Source organism: Corynebacterium genitalium ATCC 33030, assembly GCF_000143825.1.
In the GTDB taxonomy this organism is placed as follows: Bacteria; Actinomycetota; Actinomycetes; order Mycobacteriales; family Mycobacteriaceae; genus Corynebacterium; species Corynebacterium genitalium.
Window position 1 is genome coordinate 1,760,537 of record NZ_CM000961.1, and the last position, 17,253, is coordinate 1,777,789.

Annotated in this window: 18 protein-coding genes; 2 read left to right on the plus strand and 16 right to left on the minus strand. The window is 62.5% G+C overall.

Features of this window, described 5'->3' with window-relative positions:
* Positions 1-141 precede the first annotated feature (141 nt).
* The gene (locus HMPREF0291_RS08325; RefSeq protein WP_005290219.1) at positions 142-933 is read left to right on the plus strand and encodes a class I SAM-dependent methyltransferase; all 792 of its coding nucleotides are present in this window, start codon (positions 142-144) and stop codon (positions 931-933) included.
* A 171-nt stretch (positions 934-1,104) separates the two neighbouring features.
* The gene (locus HMPREF0291_RS08330) at positions 1,105-2,736 is read left to right on the plus strand and encodes an HNH endonuclease signature motif containing protein (protein WP_005290221.1); all 1,632 of its coding nucleotides are present in this window, start codon (positions 1,105-1,107) and stop codon (positions 2,734-2,736) included.
* 31 nt (positions 2,737-2,767) lie between these two features.
* Here HMPREF0291_RS08330 and HMPREF0291_RS08335 read toward each other — a convergent pair whose 3' ends face one another.
* From HMPREF0291_RS08335 to HMPREF0291_RS12130, 16 genes are read right to left on the minus strand one after another with little or no spacing between them, the layout of a single operon-like run.
* A complete protein-coding gene (locus HMPREF0291_RS08335) occupies positions 2,768-3,577 on the minus strand; it encodes a CE1 family esterase (protein ID WP_083770297.1) in 810 nt (269 codons plus the stop codon).
* Between the two features lie 3 nt (positions 3,578-3,580).
* The gene (locus HMPREF0291_RS08340; RefSeq protein WP_005290224.1) at positions 3,581-4,309 is read right to left on the minus strand and encodes a CE1 family esterase; all 729 of its coding nucleotides are present in this window, start codon (positions 4,307-4,309) and stop codon (positions 3,581-3,583) included.
* Positions 4,310-4,318: 9 nt separating this feature from the next.
* A complete protein-coding gene (gene der / locus HMPREF0291_RS08345; RefSeq protein WP_005290225.1) occupies positions 4,319-5,839 on the minus strand; it encodes a ribosome biogenesis GTPase Der in 1,521 nt (506 codons plus the stop codon).
* A complete protein-coding gene (cmk, locus tag HMPREF0291_RS08350) occupies positions 5,836-6,534 on the minus strand; it encodes a (d)CMP kinase (RefSeq protein WP_005290229.1) in 699 nt (232 codons plus the stop codon). Before cmk ends, der begins: the two co-directional genes overlap by 4 nt.
* Positions 6,534-7,490, minus strand: a complete 957-nt coding sequence (locus tag HMPREF0291_RS08355) for a pseudouridine synthase (RefSeq protein WP_005290231.1) — start codon at positions 7,488-7,490, stop codon at positions 6,534-6,536. The genes cmk and HMPREF0291_RS08355 overlap by 1 nt, the downstream gene beginning before the upstream one ends.
* 31 nt (positions 7,491-7,521) lie before the next feature.
* Positions 7,522-8,061 (minus strand): SMC-Scp complex subunit ScpB, encoded by a 540-nt coding sequence (gene scpB / locus HMPREF0291_RS08360; RefSeq protein WP_050748812.1) that lies wholly within the window; start codon positions 8,059-8,061, stop codon positions 7,522-7,524.
* 26 nt (positions 8,062-8,087) lie between these two features.
* Positions 8,088-8,906: a segregation and condensation protein A gene (locus tag HMPREF0291_RS08365; protein WP_005290234.1), complete on the minus strand. Its 819-nt coding sequence runs from the start codon at positions 8,904-8,906 to the stop codon at positions 8,088-8,090.
* A complete protein-coding gene (locus HMPREF0291_RS08370; protein ID WP_005290237.1) occupies positions 8,903-9,766 on the minus strand; it encodes a ParA family protein in 864 nt (287 codons plus the stop codon). The genes HMPREF0291_RS08365 and HMPREF0291_RS08370 overlap by 4 nt, the downstream gene beginning before the upstream one ends.
* 34 nt (positions 9,767-9,800) lie before the next feature.
* Positions 9,801-10,697, minus strand: coding sequence for a site-specific tyrosine recombinase XerD (xerD, locus tag HMPREF0291_RS08375; protein ID WP_005290238.1), 897 nt, complete (start codon positions 10,695-10,697; stop codon positions 9,801-9,803).
* Positions 10,694-11,323: an NUDIX domain-containing protein gene (locus HMPREF0291_RS08380; RefSeq protein ID WP_050748880.1), complete on the minus strand. Its 630-nt coding sequence runs from the start codon at positions 11,321-11,323 to the stop codon at positions 10,694-10,696. Before HMPREF0291_RS08380 ends, xerD begins: the two co-directional genes overlap by 4 nt.
* A gap of 20 nt (positions 11,324-11,343) precedes the next feature.
* Positions 11,344-12,294 carry a copper transporter gene (locus HMPREF0291_RS08385; protein WP_005290242.1) on the minus strand — a complete coding sequence of 317 codons (951 nt, stop codon included), beginning with the start codon at positions 12,292-12,294 and terminating at the stop codon, positions 11,344-11,346.
* 20 nt (positions 12,295-12,314) lie between these two features.
* Positions 12,315-13,535: a putative cytokinetic ring protein SteA gene (gene steA, locus HMPREF0291_RS08390; RefSeq protein WP_005290244.1), complete on the minus strand. Its 1,221-nt coding sequence runs from the start codon at positions 13,533-13,535 to the stop codon at positions 12,315-12,317.
* A gap of 37 nt (positions 13,536-13,572) precedes the next feature.
* Positions 13,573-15,327 (minus strand): DNA repair protein RecN, encoded by a 1,755-nt coding sequence (gene recN, locus HMPREF0291_RS08395; protein WP_005290246.1) that lies wholly within the window; start codon positions 15,325-15,327, stop codon positions 13,573-13,575.
* Complete coding sequence (locus tag HMPREF0291_RS08400; RefSeq protein ID WP_005290249.1) at positions 15,327-16,286, minus strand: NAD kinase; 960 nt, start codon at positions 16,284-16,286, stop codon at positions 15,327-15,329. The genes recN and HMPREF0291_RS08400 overlap by 1 nt, the downstream gene beginning before the upstream one ends.
* Positions 16,286-17,119, minus strand: a complete 834-nt coding sequence (locus HMPREF0291_RS08405; protein WP_005290252.1) for a TlyA family RNA methyltransferase — start codon at positions 17,117-17,119, stop codon at positions 16,286-16,288. Before HMPREF0291_RS08405 ends, HMPREF0291_RS08400 begins: the two co-directional genes overlap by 1 nt.
* Positions 17,119-17,253: a hypothetical protein gene (locus tag HMPREF0291_RS12130; RefSeq protein WP_255994883.1), complete on the minus strand. Its 135-nt coding sequence runs from the start codon at positions 17,251-17,253 to the stop codon at positions 17,119-17,121. The genes HMPREF0291_RS08405 and HMPREF0291_RS12130 overlap by 1 nt, the downstream gene beginning before the upstream one ends.

Below are 17,253 nucleotides of genomic sequence, written 5' to 3' on the forward strand. Positions count from 1 at the left end.
CCGGCAGAGAGCAGGAAAGAGCAGGTTATCGCTGCTGATCGTGTGAGTTTTCGCACGGTGAAGGTGCATCCTTAGGAATCGTGGCGCTGCTTTCGTGGGCAACCTTAGCAATCAAAGCGTCGACCGGTAAGTTGACACGTAATGGAAGCCAGCCCCACTCCACGCAACTTCAAACCCAGCGCCAAAGATATGCCGGGGTTCCGCGACGCCGCATCGCGACAACACACAGCGAGAGCGTTCGCGTCCGGGGCGCAGCTTTACGACGCCACACGCCCCTCCTACCCCACTACCATCCCCGAGCTCATAAGCACGGCGGGCAGCGTACTCGATCTCGGCGCGGGGACGGGCAAGCTCACAGAGCTGCTGGTGCAGCCTGGCCGCACCATCTACGCAGCTGATCCTTCCAACGACATGCTCAGGGTGTTGCGCTCTCGCATGCCCGAGGTGAAAACTCTCCGAGCAGTCGGTGAAGCACTCCCGCTTACTGACGCCTCCGTTGACGCCATCACTTGTGCCCAAACCTGGCACTGGGTCGACACCGCGGCGGCCAGCGCAGAGGCCCACCGTGTCGTCGCGCCTGGAGGCAAACTGCTCCTGTGTTGGAACACTCTCGACGTGTCGCATCCGTGGGTTCTGCGGCTCTCCCGGATCAGTCACTCGGGGGATGTTCAGAGGGAAGGGTTTTATCCCGACGTCGCTAAGCAATGGGCGCTTTCACGCGAACTGCGCACGAAGTGGTTTGAAGCCGTGACCACGGACGACCTCTTCGCACTCGCACGCACGCGATCGTACTGGCTGCGGGCGAATGAGGCCACGCGCGCGAAGGTCACCGAGAATCTCCGGTGGTACCTCTTTGATCGCCTCGGGTTCGACAAAGGTCAGCCCATTCCCCTCCCCTATCGCACCGACGCGTTCGTGTACGAGCGGCGCTAGCTTAACGACGTCCCGGCCTTTTCGAACGACCTCGCCAGACACTGGGCGATCTGTCCATCGTTCGAACGCGCGTTCTATTTTGGGTTCGGTTTCTGGCTATGTTGGTACATCGGTTTGCAAGAATGTTCCCATAGCTATCCGGACGGAACCGACGACGTCGAGGGGGACACTATGGACACTTGTAGGCAAGCGAAGAAGGGTAAGCGGGCCCCTTTCTTCGTCACCGAAGACCCGGACTGTCCCGCTGCAACTGCCGGAAAGTCCATCCGGCAAGGTCAAGCCGACGCCTTCATGGAATTCGCCGACGCTGAGAACGTGTTGGCGGGATCCCGCGACTACGACCTGGAAGTGACCCGCTTGACGCAACGCAGCGGGTTGCGCAAGGGCGAAGTTGAGAAAGGCATTTACGGTTACCAGTCGCTGCGCCGGCTACCGGGTCTCCGTGCGATCCAAAAAGAGCATTGGCGGTTAGACGTCGACAGACTAGACGCCATCGCAAGAGCAATCGCTGCCCTTGGTTGCGAGGCACCCGCCGAAGCCTACGAAGCTTTCGATGACGTGCTGGTGGACATATTCACCCCCACCCGGACCCGGCAACCGTTGCCCACGAGCAACACGATCAGCTTGCGGTTGAACAAGATGATCGCGGAGTTCGACAACGCAGCCGCATTCGATCCTGAGCGGCGGAAGAAGCGTAAGAAGGGTCCTCCCAGCACGAATGATCTCGACTTCGGCCCTGGCGCTGCGGGCGCTGATACAGCATGGATGACCCTGAACGCTGACAACGCCACTATTGCAGCCATGCGAGCAAGCATTGAGGCGACCGCGCGCGAACTTGGAACCACGCAGGCCAACGCGTTGGTCAAGCTTGCCACCGGTGACGTCACTCCGGCTGCGATGGCGACGATCTACGCCTACGCCCCCAAAAATGCTGACGGTGAGGTCGACCAAGAGGCCGCGGCGTTCATTCCCGGGTTCGGGCACACCGGGCCGAACTCCACAGCCTTGCTGCACCACTTCGCCGCCACCTACGGCACGACCGAGGTGGACCTAGACGTCGCGTCGAAGAAGGTCGTCGCTGGGCACGACGCGCCAGCTGATGTCGCCGCCTACGTCCGCGGCCGGGACGGCACGTGCGTGTACCCGGGTTGCACACGCCCGGCACAGGCTTGCCAGCTCGATCACCGCCAGCCTTACGACGAAGGTGGCATGACCACGGCCGACAATCTGTTCTGCCTATGCCAGCACCACCACAACCTGAAAACCGATCGCCGCGCATTCTATGTCCCCGACCCGGTGACAGGATCAATCGTGTGGCTTCTCGAAGACGGCACCTACTACTGGACCGATCCCAATGGCTTGCTCGCCGCCTACACCACCCCCACAGCGCCCAGGTGGCGGCGCAGTGTTGACGATGTCGAGCGCCTCAGACAGCAAACCGAGCACTTTCTGGCGAAAAGTCACGCAGTTCTCGACGCCTACGAGACCACCGCACAAGCCTACGATCCGTACATTCCGGAGGAGCAAACAGCTGCCTGGGACCTCTACAAACAGTGCAAGGCTGATCTGCAGGACCTCGAGGAAGAATTCGACGAAATCTTCCACTACCACCCGCTCCCGCCAAAGGCCGTGCCAGACGATGAGCTCGTAGTCCCCGACAACCAATTCTTCAACACCTACGACGGCACGGGCCGCGATGCAGACTTCGATCCCGACGACCCGCACAGCTACTGCGACGAGGAGTACGACATCCACGCCTTCTTCCGCCCTGCTGGCTACCCCTTTTCCACAGCGGAAGAATGATGCGCCGCCTTTTCGGCGAAAAGTTGAACAGTTACGGGAGAGCACTCAGACCAAAGAAGGAAAGAATTTCCTCGGTGACGTCCACGCTGTCGGCCCCAGATCCCGCCGGCCACCCATGCCCCATGCCGTCAACGGCAAGGTGCTCGACTCGGCCTGCATCGCCATTGCGTTTGCGGAAGGCCGCCACGACGTCATCGGCGCCGTAAATGCGGTCACTAGTGCCGCGAAGTTCGCCGTCGTAGGGAACCCTGATGTCGGAGGTGCCGTGGATGTTCAGGTAGTCGATAGCTTCACCTGTGGTGAACTGTGCCGGATCTGTGCGCACGGCTGCAGCCACTGTGGCTACGCCCGCATAGCGGTCAGGGTGAGCTGCCGCGGCAGCGGTGGCCAGTCCCCCACCGTTGGAGAACCCCACGAGATAGACCTGCGAATTTTCAGCCGGAAAGGTGGCTTTCACGTCGGCGACGATCGCTTCAATGAATGCGGTTTCGTCCTTCAGTGTGGTGTCGGCATAGGGTGCCGGGGCCCATGCGCCACCAACACCGTCAGGTGCAGCCACGATTGCTGGTGCGTCGTCCAACCCTGTGCCCGTGAGAAAACTCTCACCGGTGCCACCACGCCCGTGAAAAGCAATGATGACCGGTAAAGGCTCGTCCGCATCGTGCGGGGTGGAGACCGTATAGGTCCGCTCCCGTCCTGCGGCGTTGACGGTGCGTTGCGAGACCTCCGCTGGCACCGAGGCACTACTCGTCTCTGGCGGGGAGCTTTCCGGACCAGCGCAGGATGCGAGCAAAACGGCGGCGAAGACGCCTAACGCGGTCGATCGGACTGCGCGTCGCACCGTTTACTCCTGCTCCGCCAACTTCTCGATATCGAAGAAGCCGAGGATCTCATCGGTCACGTCGATGCCCCGGCCCCTGGCCCATATCCCTGAGGGCCATTCGTGGCTCATGCCCTCCACTGGGATGTGCACTGTGCGAGCAGTATCGCCATTTCGGCGTTCAAAGGCGGCGACCACGTCGGGAGCCGGCATGATGGTGCCCAGAACTCCACGGTCTTGGCCCATGTAGGGAACAACGTCGTCCCAGGTGCCGTGAATGTTCAGGTAGTCGATCGGAGTGCCCTGCTCCAGCAGATCCATATCCACACGAATCGCCCCTGAGACGGTCGCGACACCGGCATAGGCTGACGGATCATTCACGGCAAGCACGGCGACAAACCCTCCGCCATTGGAAAACCCGGCCAGATACACCCGCTCCGGGTCGACGGAGTAGGTGGCGATGATGTCGTCACGGATGGCGTGAATTAGTGCGGTGTCTTCCTCGACCGTCGTCACGGCGTAGGGCGCGGGGCTCCACGCCAGACCACGCCCGGTCGGCGCAGCGACAATCGCTTTGGCGGCACCGAGTCCCGTGCCCACGAGGAAGTCATGCCCGTTGTCACCCTTACCGTGAATCGCCAGAATGACCGGTAACTTGTCCCCCTCTAAGGTGACCGGAACAGAGCACTGGTAGGTGTGGTCGACCCCATCGACTGTGACGGTGCGGGTGATACGGCGTGACTGTCCGGTCATGGCGTCTCCTTATTTACGGGGCTTGCGTTCACGCACGCGGACGGCAATGCGCACCGGGGTGCCGTGATAGCCGAATTGTTCACGGAACTTTCGCTCGAGGTATCGGCGGTACCCGCCGTCGAGGAAGCCAGTGGTGAACAGAACGATGGTCGGCGGGCGCGTAGACACCATGGTGGCGAAGAGCACCTTGGGCAGGCGGTTGTTCTTCATCGGCGGCGGGTTCGCGGCAATCGCGTCCCGCATCCAGTTGTTCAACTGGCCGGTGGAGATGCGCTTATCCCAGTTCTCCAGCGCCGTGGTCATTTCCTTCTCCAGGCGGTGCAGCCCACGGCCCGTCTCCGCAGAAATGTTGATCTTGGACACCCACGGCAGGTGGTCCAGCTGCATGTCGAATTCGCGGTCGAAGTAGTACCGACGGTCCTCGTCCATCAAGTCCCACTTATTGAACGCGATGACCATTGCTTTACCGGCGTCGAGCACCATGCTGATGACGCGTTGGTCCTGCTCGGTGATCTCCTGGGAGGCGTCGATAAGCACAACGCACACTTCGGCGGCATCGATCGTGCCTCGTGTGCGCAGCGACGCGTAATACTCGTGCCCCTCGGCGTTCTTGACCTTCTTGCGCAGACCAGCGGTGTCGATGAAACGCCACAGCTTCTGGTCAAGTTGAATGAGCTCGTCGACGGGGTCAACGGTCGTGCCAGCGACATTATCGACGACCGCACGGTCCGCCCGCGACAGCTTGTTCAGCAGCGAAGACTTGCCGACGTTCGGCTTTCCGACGAGCGCAACCCTGCGCGGTCCTTCCGTGACCGAGTTCGCCGACTTGGGCTCCTCTGGGAACGACTTCACGATCTCATCGAGAACGTCGGCACCCCCGCGGCCGTGCAACGCCGATACGGGCCACGGGTCACCAAGACCTAGCGAATAGAACTCGGCGACATCCGCCCACTGGGACTCGGACTCGAACTTATTCGCCACAAGGATCACAGGGACCTCGGAGCGCTGCAGGTTGTTCGCCATGACAGCGTCGGATTCGGTGACACCGACATGGGAGTCGACGACCATGACAATGATGTCAGCATCAGCCATCGCCGCTTCCGACTGGTGCGCGATGGAGGCGTGAATGCCCTTCGCGTCCGGATCCCAGCCACCGGTGTCCTGCACCCAGAAGCGCTGTCCGTTCCAGTCCGACAGGTAGCTCACGCGGTCACGGGTCACACCAGGGTGATCCTCCACGACAGCTTCACGGCGCCCAAGGAACCGGTTGACCAACGTGGACTTGCCCACGTTTGGCCGGCCGACAATAGCCACCGTAGGCAAGGCTTCTTCGAGGTGGCCATCGGCGGTGACACCGAAGGCTTCCTCTACTTCCGCCCAATCTTCTTCGGTCAGGTCATCGTCAGAAAAGTCGGAATCGGACTCAGACTCTCCGTAATCAGCTTCACCGAACTCCGACTCATCGAAATCACCCTCGTCGAAATCACCCTCGAAGAACTCGATTTCGTCTTCATCGTGTGGATGCGTCACTGTGCGCTCCTTTCGATCAGCCCGATCAGGCTGTTCAGCACGTCGTCCTTGCCCATCTCAGAGGTGTCGATCACGGCTGCATCCTCAGCGGGGCGCAGCGGACTCGTCGCGCGGGAAGAGTCGAGCTCGTCACGGCGGATCACATCGGCTAAAACGGTGTCGTAATCCACATCGCGGCCGGCTGCGGCGTCCTGGTTGTAGCGCCGTGTGGCCCGCACCTCGGGTGAGGCGGTAAGGAAGGCTTTGGCTGGGGCGTCGACAAGCACGACGGTGCCAATATCGCGGCCTTCAACAATGGCGCGGTGCGCGTCATGCGCCAGCTTGCGCTGCAGCTCGACGAGGTTGACGCGCACTTCAGGAATGGCGGACACAGCAGAAACGTTTTGCGTGACCTCGCGTTCGCGGATCTCGCGGGCGACGTTTTCACCGTCGAAAAGCACCTCGGTGGAATCCGGATCGTCGCTGACCTCCAACGGAAGATCGCGCGTGGCTTCGATGACCGCATCTGTATCGGAGGGATCGACACCAGCGCGCAAGACAGCGAGCGTCGCCACTCGGTACATCGCGCCTGTATCGACGTACTTCGCGTCGAGCTGCTTCGCCAACGTGCGGCACGTCGTGGATTTGCCGGTACCGGAAGGGCCATCGACAGCGAGAATGAGGCCCCCGTTGGGCATATTGGAAATCTGGCTCATTACATCTCCACCGCCTTGTACAGCGCAGTCAGCTCGGAATCGTTGAGGGCGCGCATCGCGCCGGGCTTGAGCTCGCCAAGCTGCACCGTGTGAATCTTCGTGCGCACCAGTCGCTGGACCGGGTAGCCGGCCTCCTTGAGCATGCGGCGCACGACGTGCTTGCGGCCTTCGTGAATGACCAGGCGGATCAGCGACTGGCCCTGGTGCGTATCGACGATCTGAGCGTAGTCAGCCTTCGCCACCCCATCCTCAAGCTCAATGCCCTTCTTGAGCTCGCGCACAAGCGCGGGCTTGGCCTCGCCGAGAACTGTGGCCAGGTAGGTCTTCTCCACGCCGTACTTCGGGTGCATGAGGCGGTTGGACAGCTCACCGTCGTTGGTGAGCAGCAACAAGCCCTCCGTGTCAGCGTCAAGGCGGCCGACGTGGAAAAGACGCTGGCCTGCCGCAACGCGGTCCGCGACGAAATCACCCACGCACGGGCGGCCCAGCTCGTCTTCCATGGTCGTGTGCACGCCGCGCGGCTTATTCAGCGCGAAGTACTGCTGGTCCTCATTGACGTTCACGCGCACGCCGTCGACGCGAATGATGTCCACGTTCGGGTCAACGCGCACACCCTGCTGGCGCACGATCTTGCCGTTGACTTCGACGCGGCCCTCATCGATCATCACCTCGGAGTGGCGGCGGGACGCCACACCAGCCTGGGCGAGGACCTTTTGCAGACGGATGCCGTCGCCACGCTTTTTCTGTGCCGCGGTTTCTGCATCGTCGCTGATGGCTTTGCCTTCGGGGGCAACTGGGTCGTCGCGATGGTCCCACCAGTTGTCTTCGAGTGGGTGGGGTTCTTTCTCAGCGGCCTCGCGGCGCTTGCTCAAGCTGACGTTCTGGTGCTTGGCGGGCTTCGCGTTGGAGAGATAGAACTTGTCCGGTGTGCCTTCTCGGCGAGCGGGAGGAGTCATGGTTTCCCAAGCTACCAGTGTGTTAGGGCCATTACCAAGACTCTTCGATCGCGTCCACATCCGGCAGCAACGGCGCAAGATCGGGCAGGCGGTCCAGCGAGTCTATTCCGATCTGCTCGAGGAAAAGCTCCGTGGTGATGTAGCGGTGAGCACCTGAGGATTCATCTGGATCAACCTCGGCGATCAGCCCGCGCAGCGTCAGGGTGCGCATGACACCGTCCACATTCACACCGCGGATTGCTGCCACCTGTGCTCGTGTGACCGGCTGGCGGTAAGCGACAACGGCGAGCGTCTCCATGGCGGCGCGGGAGAGCTTCGTCTGCGTGCCGTCGAGCAGGAATGCCTCAACAACCTCGGCGTTAGCTGGACGGGTATACAGCCGCCACCCCTCCAACGTCTCCCGCAGGTCCATACCGGATCCGCGGTCGTTGAGTTCTGCCGCCCAGGCCTCGAGCTCACCCCGCACATCGCTCACCGGGACAGACAGCGCACCAGCCAAATCCTCTGCTGTGGCTGGAGTCTCCACGACCAGGATGATGGACTCGATCTGCGATCTCAGCTGGGAGACCATGGGCAGCTCATGCGATGAGTTCACGTCTACTCCCAGTTCTGCGCAGCGATGACGGCAGGGTCAACGTCCTTACCGGTCCACGCAATGTCCAACGGACCCAGCGCCTCTTCTTGCTGGGTGTCAATGGCGTGCGCTTTGTAGAGCTCCAGCACGGCGAGGAACCGGCCAACTACTTCCATCGACCGAGTGCAGTCCCGGGTGAGAGCTGCGAACGTCAGCCACGTGTCCGGACCCGCAACCTTGAGGGTGTCCAGCAGCTTGCCTGCCTGTTCTGGCACGGAGACAGGCGGGGCGTGGAGGTGGTCGACCCGCACTTCCTCCGGTGGTTTAGGCCGGAAGACTGACGCAGCCAGTTCCGCGAAACTGCCTGCAGTGTGCCCCAGCTGCACCGGCGGCAAGAGGTCGAGGAACTGCTCTTCCATGCCCACCGCGCGCGGGTAGCGGCGGCGAGCTTCGCGTTGCCAGCGCTCAAACTGATCAGCGGCCTTTTGGTAGGCGCGGTACTGCAGCAGGCGTGCGAAGAGAAGGTCTCGGGTCGACAGCAGCTCAAGGTCGTCCTCGTCTTCTTCCCCGCTCTTCGGCAACAGGCGCTGTGCTTTCAGGCTCAGCAGCGTGGAGGCGGTGAGAAGAAACTCTGTGATCTCGTCGAGCTCAGCGGTCTCCCCCAGTTGACGCACATAATCGATGAACTCATCAGTGACCTCGGCCAGAGCGACCTCAGTGACATCGAGTTTACGTGCCCCGATGAGGTTGAGAAGCAGGTCGTACGGGCCCTCGAAGTTGTTGAGGACCAAGGTGAAGCCGGTGATCTCCGGCTGGTAGCCCTCTTGAATGTTCGCGGTCATGTTGTCCGTTCAATGACCTCGAGCGCGAGAGTGCGGTACTGCTCCGCGCCTGGTGAATTCGGCGCCCAGGTGATGATTGGCTCGCCTGCCACGGACGTCTCTGGAAAGCGGACGGTGCGGGTGATCACGGTGTCGAAGACCCGGTCGCCGAAGACTTCCACCACGCGGTCCATGACCTCGCGGGAGTGGGTGGTGCGGCGGTCGAACATTGTGACCAGAATTCCGACGATGTCGAGGTCGAAGTTAATGCGGTCGCGCACCTTCTCCACGGTGTCCGTCAGCAGTGCGAGACCACGCAGGGAGAAGTACTCGCACTCCATCGGGATGATCACGCCCTGCGAGCAGGCCAATGCGTTCACAGTAAGCAGCCCGAGGGACGGCTGGCAGTCGATGATGATGTAGTCGTACTCACCGCGCACCGGACGCAGTGCGCGGCCAAGCGTTTGCTCGCGACCGACTTCGTTCACCAGCTGGATCTCCGCCGCGGAGAGATCAATATTCGCCGGAACCATGTCCAGGCCGGACACGTTCGTGTGCTTGATGGAGGCATGGATGGACGCGGTGTTGTCCAACATCAAGTCGTAGACGGTGACCTGGTCTTCGTCCTGGGTAATCCCCAGCCCCGCAGAGAGCGCGCCCTGCGGGTCAAGGTCGACGAGGAGGACTTTTCGCCCATGTTCGGCGAGGCAAGCCCCGAGGTTGATGGATGACGTGGTCTTGCCCACGCCGCCTTTCTGGTTGACCATGGAGATGATCGTGGCGGGGCCGTGCTTATCTAGCCGCTCCGGCTGCGGCAGTTCGCGGATAGGGCGGCCCGTCAGGCCGATACCCGGCGTATCGAAGAGTCCATCCTCCGTCATGGTGGCTATCTTACACAGATGTCATTTTCCACGTTTAGGATCGGGGGTGCGCCGTGCGCCATACTTCGCGCAAATTCTCCGGGGTGACGTGGGTGTAAATCTGCGTCGTTGTCACAGAAGCGTGGCCGAGTAACTCCTGCACCGTACGCACATCTGCCCCGCCTTCCAGTAGGTGCGTTGCAAACGAGTGGCGCAGAGTGTGCGGAGAAATATGCTTATCGACGCCCGCTCGCCCCGCCGCCTCCTTGATCACCGTCCACGCGCTTTGCCGCGATAGGGCACCGCCGCGCTTATTCAGAAACAGTGCATGGGTCTTGCCCTTCGACAATGCGGGGCGGCCGCGGACAAGGTACGCCTCCACCGCGTCACGGGCAGCGCTGCCGACGGGAACGATGCGCTGCTTATTTCCCTTGCCGGTGACTTTGATGAACGTGCCGTCTTCCAGCCCAACCACATCGTCAACGACGAGACCGAGCACCTCGGAAACGCGCGCCCCAGTGGCGTAAAGGACTTCAAGTAGTGCCTTGTCGCGGAGGTCTGCTGGGGTGTCGGTGGGGCATGCGTCGAGAAGCAAGCCCACTTCCTCAATGCTGAGCGTGTCCGGAAGCTTCTCGCCTGTTTTCGGCGGTGACACCCCGGCGGCAACGTCGGCGGCGACGGCGCCTTCCACGGTGGCGAACTTATGCAGCCCGCGCGCAACGACGAGTGCACGACCAGCGGACGACGCCGCCAGTCCCCCACGACGCAGATCCGCTACATAGTCCCCGAGGTCGGACGCGGTCACGCTATTCAGGTCTGTTTTTCCTGCTGATTCCAGCCATGTGACGTAGCGGTCAACGTCGCGCCGGTAGTTACTCAGCGTGTTGGCCGACAAGCCGCGCTCCACCGCGAGGTGATCGAGCCACAGCTTGCCGAGTGCTTCGGCGCTCACTGCTTCTTCTTCATGTCGGGCACAATGCCCTGCTTTTGGCGCCTATCTGCCATGTGGGTCGGTCGGAGAGCGAACGGGACATCGGTGCTGCGCGCTGTAGCGCGGCCTGCAACGACCTCGGACGCGGCGAGCACACCGGCGATAGCGATGGAGTTGGTGATGCGGCCGTCCATGACGGCAGCACGGGCATCGTCCAGCGGCACCCACGCGAAGTCCATGTCAGCTTCCTCATCCTCGGCGTCGGGGCGCTCAACGTGGGATAGGTCAGAGGCAAAGAAAATGCGGACGGCTTCCTCGGCGAAACCGGGAGAGGTGACCAGGTCAACGAGCAGCGACCACTCCGCCGCTTCGAGGCCGGCTTCTTCCACCAGCTCGCGCTTAGCGGTGTTCAGCTCGTCCTCGCCTGCGAAGTCGAGAATGCCTGCGGGCAGCTCCCACAGCCGCGCGCCGACGGAGTGGCGGTACTGCTCGACCATGGCGATGCGCTGTTGATCGTCGAGCGCGACGACCGCTACCGCCCCGAAGTGCTCGACAATCTCCCGCTTTGCGGTGTTTCCACCGGGCATAGTGACCGTATCGCGGCGCAGGGCGAGAATGGGAGCGTCAACAAGCAGCTCAGAATCCATGACCGTGAATTCGTGGCGCACTATCCACGCTCCGGGGCTGGTGCCTGGGCATTGTCTGCTGAACCGTACGAACCGGAGCCGCCGTTGATCTGTTCTGCCAGGGCCAGCACGGCCGAGATTCGGCCTGTTTCGGATTCCAGCGAGTCCACGGTGGAGATGTTCTCGTTCGCCTTCGGGGCGTCGCGGACCACCGCGATGGGGCCCTTGTCCTCTGCGGCGCCCCGGCGGCCGGCGAGGACAACAGAATCCCCGCGGGAGTCCAGACCGCGGGCAAGATCTGCAAGGACATTCGAGGCGAACTCGTTGCCGCCCTCGGCCTCACCGGTGGCAACGATGATGCCTTGAGCCGGTGTGATGGTGCCGTCTTCGTACTCGAGGAAGCCCGCTTCACGCAGAGTCTGCAGAACCATCGCACGATCTTCAACGGTCGCCAGCGGTGCACCCGTGGCCTGATCGAACATGAGCGCCGCACCAAGGGATTCGCCTGCGTGAATGCCCGGCGCTTGGTTATCCACCGACAGTTGAGCGCCGGCAGGGAGAGTGTTGGCGATGATCGAGCGCAGCTCGTCCGCACCATCCTGGGAGAGGAATTTGTCCGTCAGCGTGATCTGGCCAGCCTTGGTGCCGCCTGCCATTTCAGCAAGCCAGCTCGTGGTGCTCACATCATCGTCGTTCGCGTCCGGAGTGCGGATGATGAGGTACGGGCGACCGGTCAGCGTGCCGTCGACAATGCGTGTCGACGACTGCGCCAGCAGCGCATTCGCCGCGTTCGCTTCACGATTGTCAGCTCGGCCCTTATCCTTTTGCTCGCCTTCAGGGGTCGAAGAACCCCCGATGTTGTTGAAGGAGTTGTTCGCGATCGGCGCCATCGCCGGAGCCACCACGAGAGCACCGAGAGCGATGCCCCCGGCAATGCCCCACGTGACACCGCTGGTGAACCAGCCAGCACCCCCGGAATTCTGTTTCGGCATGTTTGTTTCCCTCCTCTCCTCTAGTTCTTGAACAGGTTCTGAACGGCCAGGGCGAAGTTGTTCCACGAGTCGATGAGGTTGTCCACAAACGTGCCGTTACCCATGACACCGACGATGACGACGATCGTTGCGATAGCCACCAACAGGCCGAGGATTGCCCACGCCCAAGCGACACCGCCACTAGACGACGGGCGGTAGAGGTTCTCAATCACCTGCGAATCGACGATGCGGTCCCCTGCCTTGAGACGAGCCAGCATGGCAGGTGGCGCAGCGTGGTCCGCACCGGCGAAGATCCTGTCGAGGTCTACTGAGTCGCCGGCCGTGACGATGATCTCTGCGTTATGGTAGACCGCCAAGAGAATCGCGAGATCGGTCGGCGAGTCAGTGGCGGCTGGGAACGTCACGGCACCGACGCCGAGGTCCTGGATGCGCTCGAGACCCGCGGCGTGGCCATCTGGGTCAGCGGGGAGGATCACGCGGGCATCACCGCGCAGGTTGTCGGACGAGATGTCCGCCGGATCACCGACAATGAAGTCGCAGGAGTAGCCGAGGTCGAGAAGCGTGTCAGACGCAGCGCCGACACCGATGACAACGGGCTGGAACTCGCGGATGAAGTGACGCAGATTGGAGATCTTCTCGCGGGTGTCCAGCGTCGGGCTGACCACCAGCACCTTCTTGCCGTCCATCACGTCGCCGAGTTCGGGGACGCCTACGCCGTCGACAAGCAAGGGCGATTCGGTGTGAATGAACTCGGTGGTGTTGCCGAAGTAGGCTTCCATGTGGTCGACGAGTTCGCGCTGCGAGTTGTCGAAGGAGGACTCAACGGTCGCCTGATCGAGCGGCTCGGCCTGAGCGATGACTTTCTTGCCGACGATAATCTCGCCGTCAGCAGTCAACGTCGCCTTCTTGCCGTCGCGGAACGCTTCGCGGGTGGCAGCGCCAGCCCCCTCAAGCAAGCGGATATCGGCGTCGAGCAGCAGCTGCGGCCCGTAGTTCGGGATATTGCCGGACGAGAAGGGGGCAATGTTCACCACTGCGGCGGGGCGCTTTTCCACGAGCAGCTGAGCTTCACGGCGGGACATGTCCGGGGCGTCGACAATCGCAATGTCGCCCTCGGACAGCTTGCGCAGACCCTTGCCCTGTGGGGTGCAGTCGCGCAACGCACCGGTGAGATCAGCACTCTCTGCTGCGCTGGGAGTGCTCGGGGTGCTCGTGGAGGCGGGGTTGAAGATTGAGCTCATAACCCCAGATCTTGCCGTTTCAAGCACTCAAATCGGGTTAGGCGCGCGGGGAAAAGCCCTCCACGTCGGCTTTGGCCTTGCTCAATAGCTCCGCGGCGTGCGCTCGACCGGTCGCGGAATCGTCCATACCGGCTAGCATCCGAGCGAGCTCATCGACGCGGTCATCGTCGCCGAGCAGCTGCACGCCAGAAGTCACCGACTCATCGCCCACATTCTTGGACACATGCAGATGCGAGTCGGCGTACGCCGCGACTTGCGGCAAGTGCGTGACGACGATGACCTGATTATTCATTGCCAACCGCGCCAACCTACGCCCAATCTCCACGGCCGCACGGCCACCGACGCCAGCGTCAACCTCGTCAAAGACCAGCGTGGCACCACTGCGCCGTTCAGACAAAATGACTTCGAGGGCCAACATGACGCGCGAGAGCTCACCACCGGATGCGCTCGATGCCAGCGGCTGTGGTTCCAACGCGTCGTTGGGTGCAAGCCGCAACTCCACGACGTCTGCCCCGTCGCGCGCGAAGTCCTGCGGATCCTTGGCTGAGTCCACGGCGACGACAATGCGCGCTTTGGGCATAGCCAGGCCACGTAGCTCACCCGTGACCGCTTTCTCGAGCGCCTTCGCGGCCTTCTTCCGCGCTGCCGTCAACTTGGATGCCGCAGCTGTCATGGACTTTTCGTGGGACGCCACGGCCTTCTTCAGCTCCTCGATCGCTTCCGCGGACGTATCGATGGACTCTAAACGCTTCGCTGCTTTCGCGCGCCACGCAATGATGCCGGCGGCGTCGGGAGCGTACTTACGGGTCAGCGCCTTGAGCTCTTGCTGGCGCTGGAGAAGGCGGTCGAGCTCTTCCGGGTCGCTGGGAAGGTTGGACAAGTACGCGTTCAGCTCACCGGAGACATCCGAAAGGATCGCGGCGACATCGCCCAGTTGGTTGCCCAGTTCGCGTAGCTGACCGTCGCTCGCCCCAGTCAGCGCGGCGCCAGCTGCACCGACGAGCGATGATGCGGAGGCGTCACCGTCGGCGCTGCCGCCGAAACCGCCGACAGATTCGGCGCCGTCAATGGCCACGACTGCTTCCTCTGCAGCCTCACGCAGTGCGTCGACGTCCTGCAGCCGGTTAATGGTCTCCACTAGCTCGGCGTCTTCCCCCTCCTGGGGGTCGACTTCGTCGATCTCTCCGATGGCGAACTCCAGGCGGTCCACCTCTTGGGCGAGTTCACGGCGCTTCTCCGTGCGCTCTTTCAAGTCTTTGACCGCAGCCCGCCACGCAGAGAAGGATTCCCCATAGGCCTCACGCAGAGGAGCAATTGCTGGATCGAAAGAGTCGAGAGCGCTGAGCTGTTCTGCCGGTGAGAGCAAACGGAGTTGGTCGTTCTGTCCGTGAATGGTGAGCACGTGCGCAGTGAAGTCAGCCAGGGTGGCGGCCGGAACGGTGCGGCCGCCCAGGTGCGCCCGGGAACGACCTGTCGCTTTGACCGAACGGGCGGCTAGGTAGTCGCCGTTCTCATCAAGCTCAGCGCCGGCATCCTCGGCGAGGGTGGCGACGGCGTGGCTGGCGCCGTCGACAAGCCCCTCCGTGCTGAAGGATCCTTGCACGCTCGCATGGTCCGCACCCGTGCGCACCTTCGAAGCGTCGGCGCGACCACCCGTGAGCAAGCGAAGCCCGGTAACCACCATGGTCTTACCAGCACCGGTTTCACCAGTGAGAACGGTCAACCCCGGGGCGAATTCGACATGGGAGTGCGGGATGACGCCCAAGTTGTCAATAGTGAGATCGAGAAGCATTAGCGTCGCGTCACGTTGTCGCCGTACGTCTTGTCTTCTTTCAGCACCGGGCCACGCCAGCCATTGATCGGCAGCTGAAGCTTATGCACGAGGCGGTCGGTGAACGGCGAATCGTCCAGACGCACCAAGCGCACGGGCTTTACACCGCGTACGACGTCAAGGCGGGACCCCGGCGGCATGTCCAGGTGCCGGAAGCCGTCGAGTACAACGTCAGCAGGGGTCGTGGTGATGAGCGACTCGACCGCCACCCTGGAACGCGGCGAGACGACTAGGGGTTTGGTGAACAGCGCGTGGGCGTTGTTCGGCACAACAAGGATCGCGTCGAGCTCCGGCCACAAGATCGGGCCACCTGCGGAGAACGCATAGGCAGTCGAACCCGTGGGCGTGGAAATGAGCACGCCATCGCACCCGAAAGAACTCACCGGACGGAAGTCGACTTCCAGAATCGCGTCCAGCACACCACGGCGGTCGAGGTTTTCCAGGCTTGCCTCATTGAGCGCCCACCCCTGGCCGATCTGGTCGTTGTTGGAGTCGTGCACCGTCACGTCGATCGTCATGCGGTCATCGACGGTGTACTCGCGGTCGATCACGCGCCGGATCGCGGTTTCCAGGCTGTCTTCCTCCCATTCGGCGAGGAAGCCGATGTGGCCCAAATTGATGCCCAAAACGGGGACATCCTGTGCACGGGCCATACCAGCTGCCCGCAGGAAGGTGCCGTCACCGCCGAGCACGAGCACGAGTTCACATCCGGCTGCCGCCTCATCCTTCGGGGCGACCTGCTCGATCTGGCCGAGAACCGGATAGTTGTCCGTGAACGGCAGCTCATCCTCCCCGACAAGACGGACGGTGATGCCCGCCTGCATGAGCAGCTCTGTCGCACGCGCCGCAGAAGCAATGTTGCCCTCGCGCCGGGTGTGCGGGACCAAGAGTACGCAGCGGTCGGTGTCGCTTTGTGTCATTAGTTCTTCGGTCCTTCCTCTACTGCACGCGTGATCATGGCAGTCAGCTCCCCATCATCGGGTGCGCTTTCGCCACCATCGTGAACGAGCCATAGGAAGTATTCTACGTTCCCGCTCGGCCCGGGTAGCGGTGACGCCACCGCACCGCGGCAACTCAACCCCAATGACAGCGCAAAACGGGCGACATCGAGGGTGACTTCTGCGCGCAACTCCGCCGACCGAACCACTCCGCCGCTGCCCAGGCGGTCCTTGCCCACCTCGAACTGCGGCTTGACCATGGGTAGCAGATCCGCACCGTCGGCCATGCATTGTGCGATAGCAGGCAGCACCAGCTCGAGCGAGATGAAAGACAGGTCGCCGACCATCAGCTCCGCTGTTCCATCCATGAATTCAGGGGTGAGATGGCGGATGTTAGTCCGGTCCAGCACCGTGACACGGTCGTCGTCCTGCAACCGCCAGACCAGCTGGCCATACCCGACATCAACAGCTACGACCTCGCGGGCACCGCGGCGCAGCAGGACATCGGTGAATCCGCCTGTGGAGGCACCAGCATCAAGAGCGCGCTTTCCTGCAATGGACAGGCCGTGCGGCTCGAATGCCTCAAGGGCACCGAGCAGCTTGTGGGCACCGCGAGACGCCCAATCATCACCGTCGACTTCAGCGACTTTAATGGACACCTCAGGCTCGACAACCGTCGCAGGCTTCGTCGCGGTGAACCCGCCGACCTCGACTCGGCCCGCTTTGATCCACTCGACGGCTTGTTCACGGGACCGCGCGATCTTGCGGCGCACTAACTCCGCGTCAAGGCGACGGCGCCCTGGACCCTGCCCCATTAGGCCTGGTCCTGCAACGCATCGGCGAGGACGGTGTACGCGGCCTCGTACTGGGCTAGTTCGCCGGCGAGGTCCTCTGGTGCTTGAGCCATCGCCGTCTCGAAGCGCTCGGTCAGCTGCTCGGGAGTACTCAC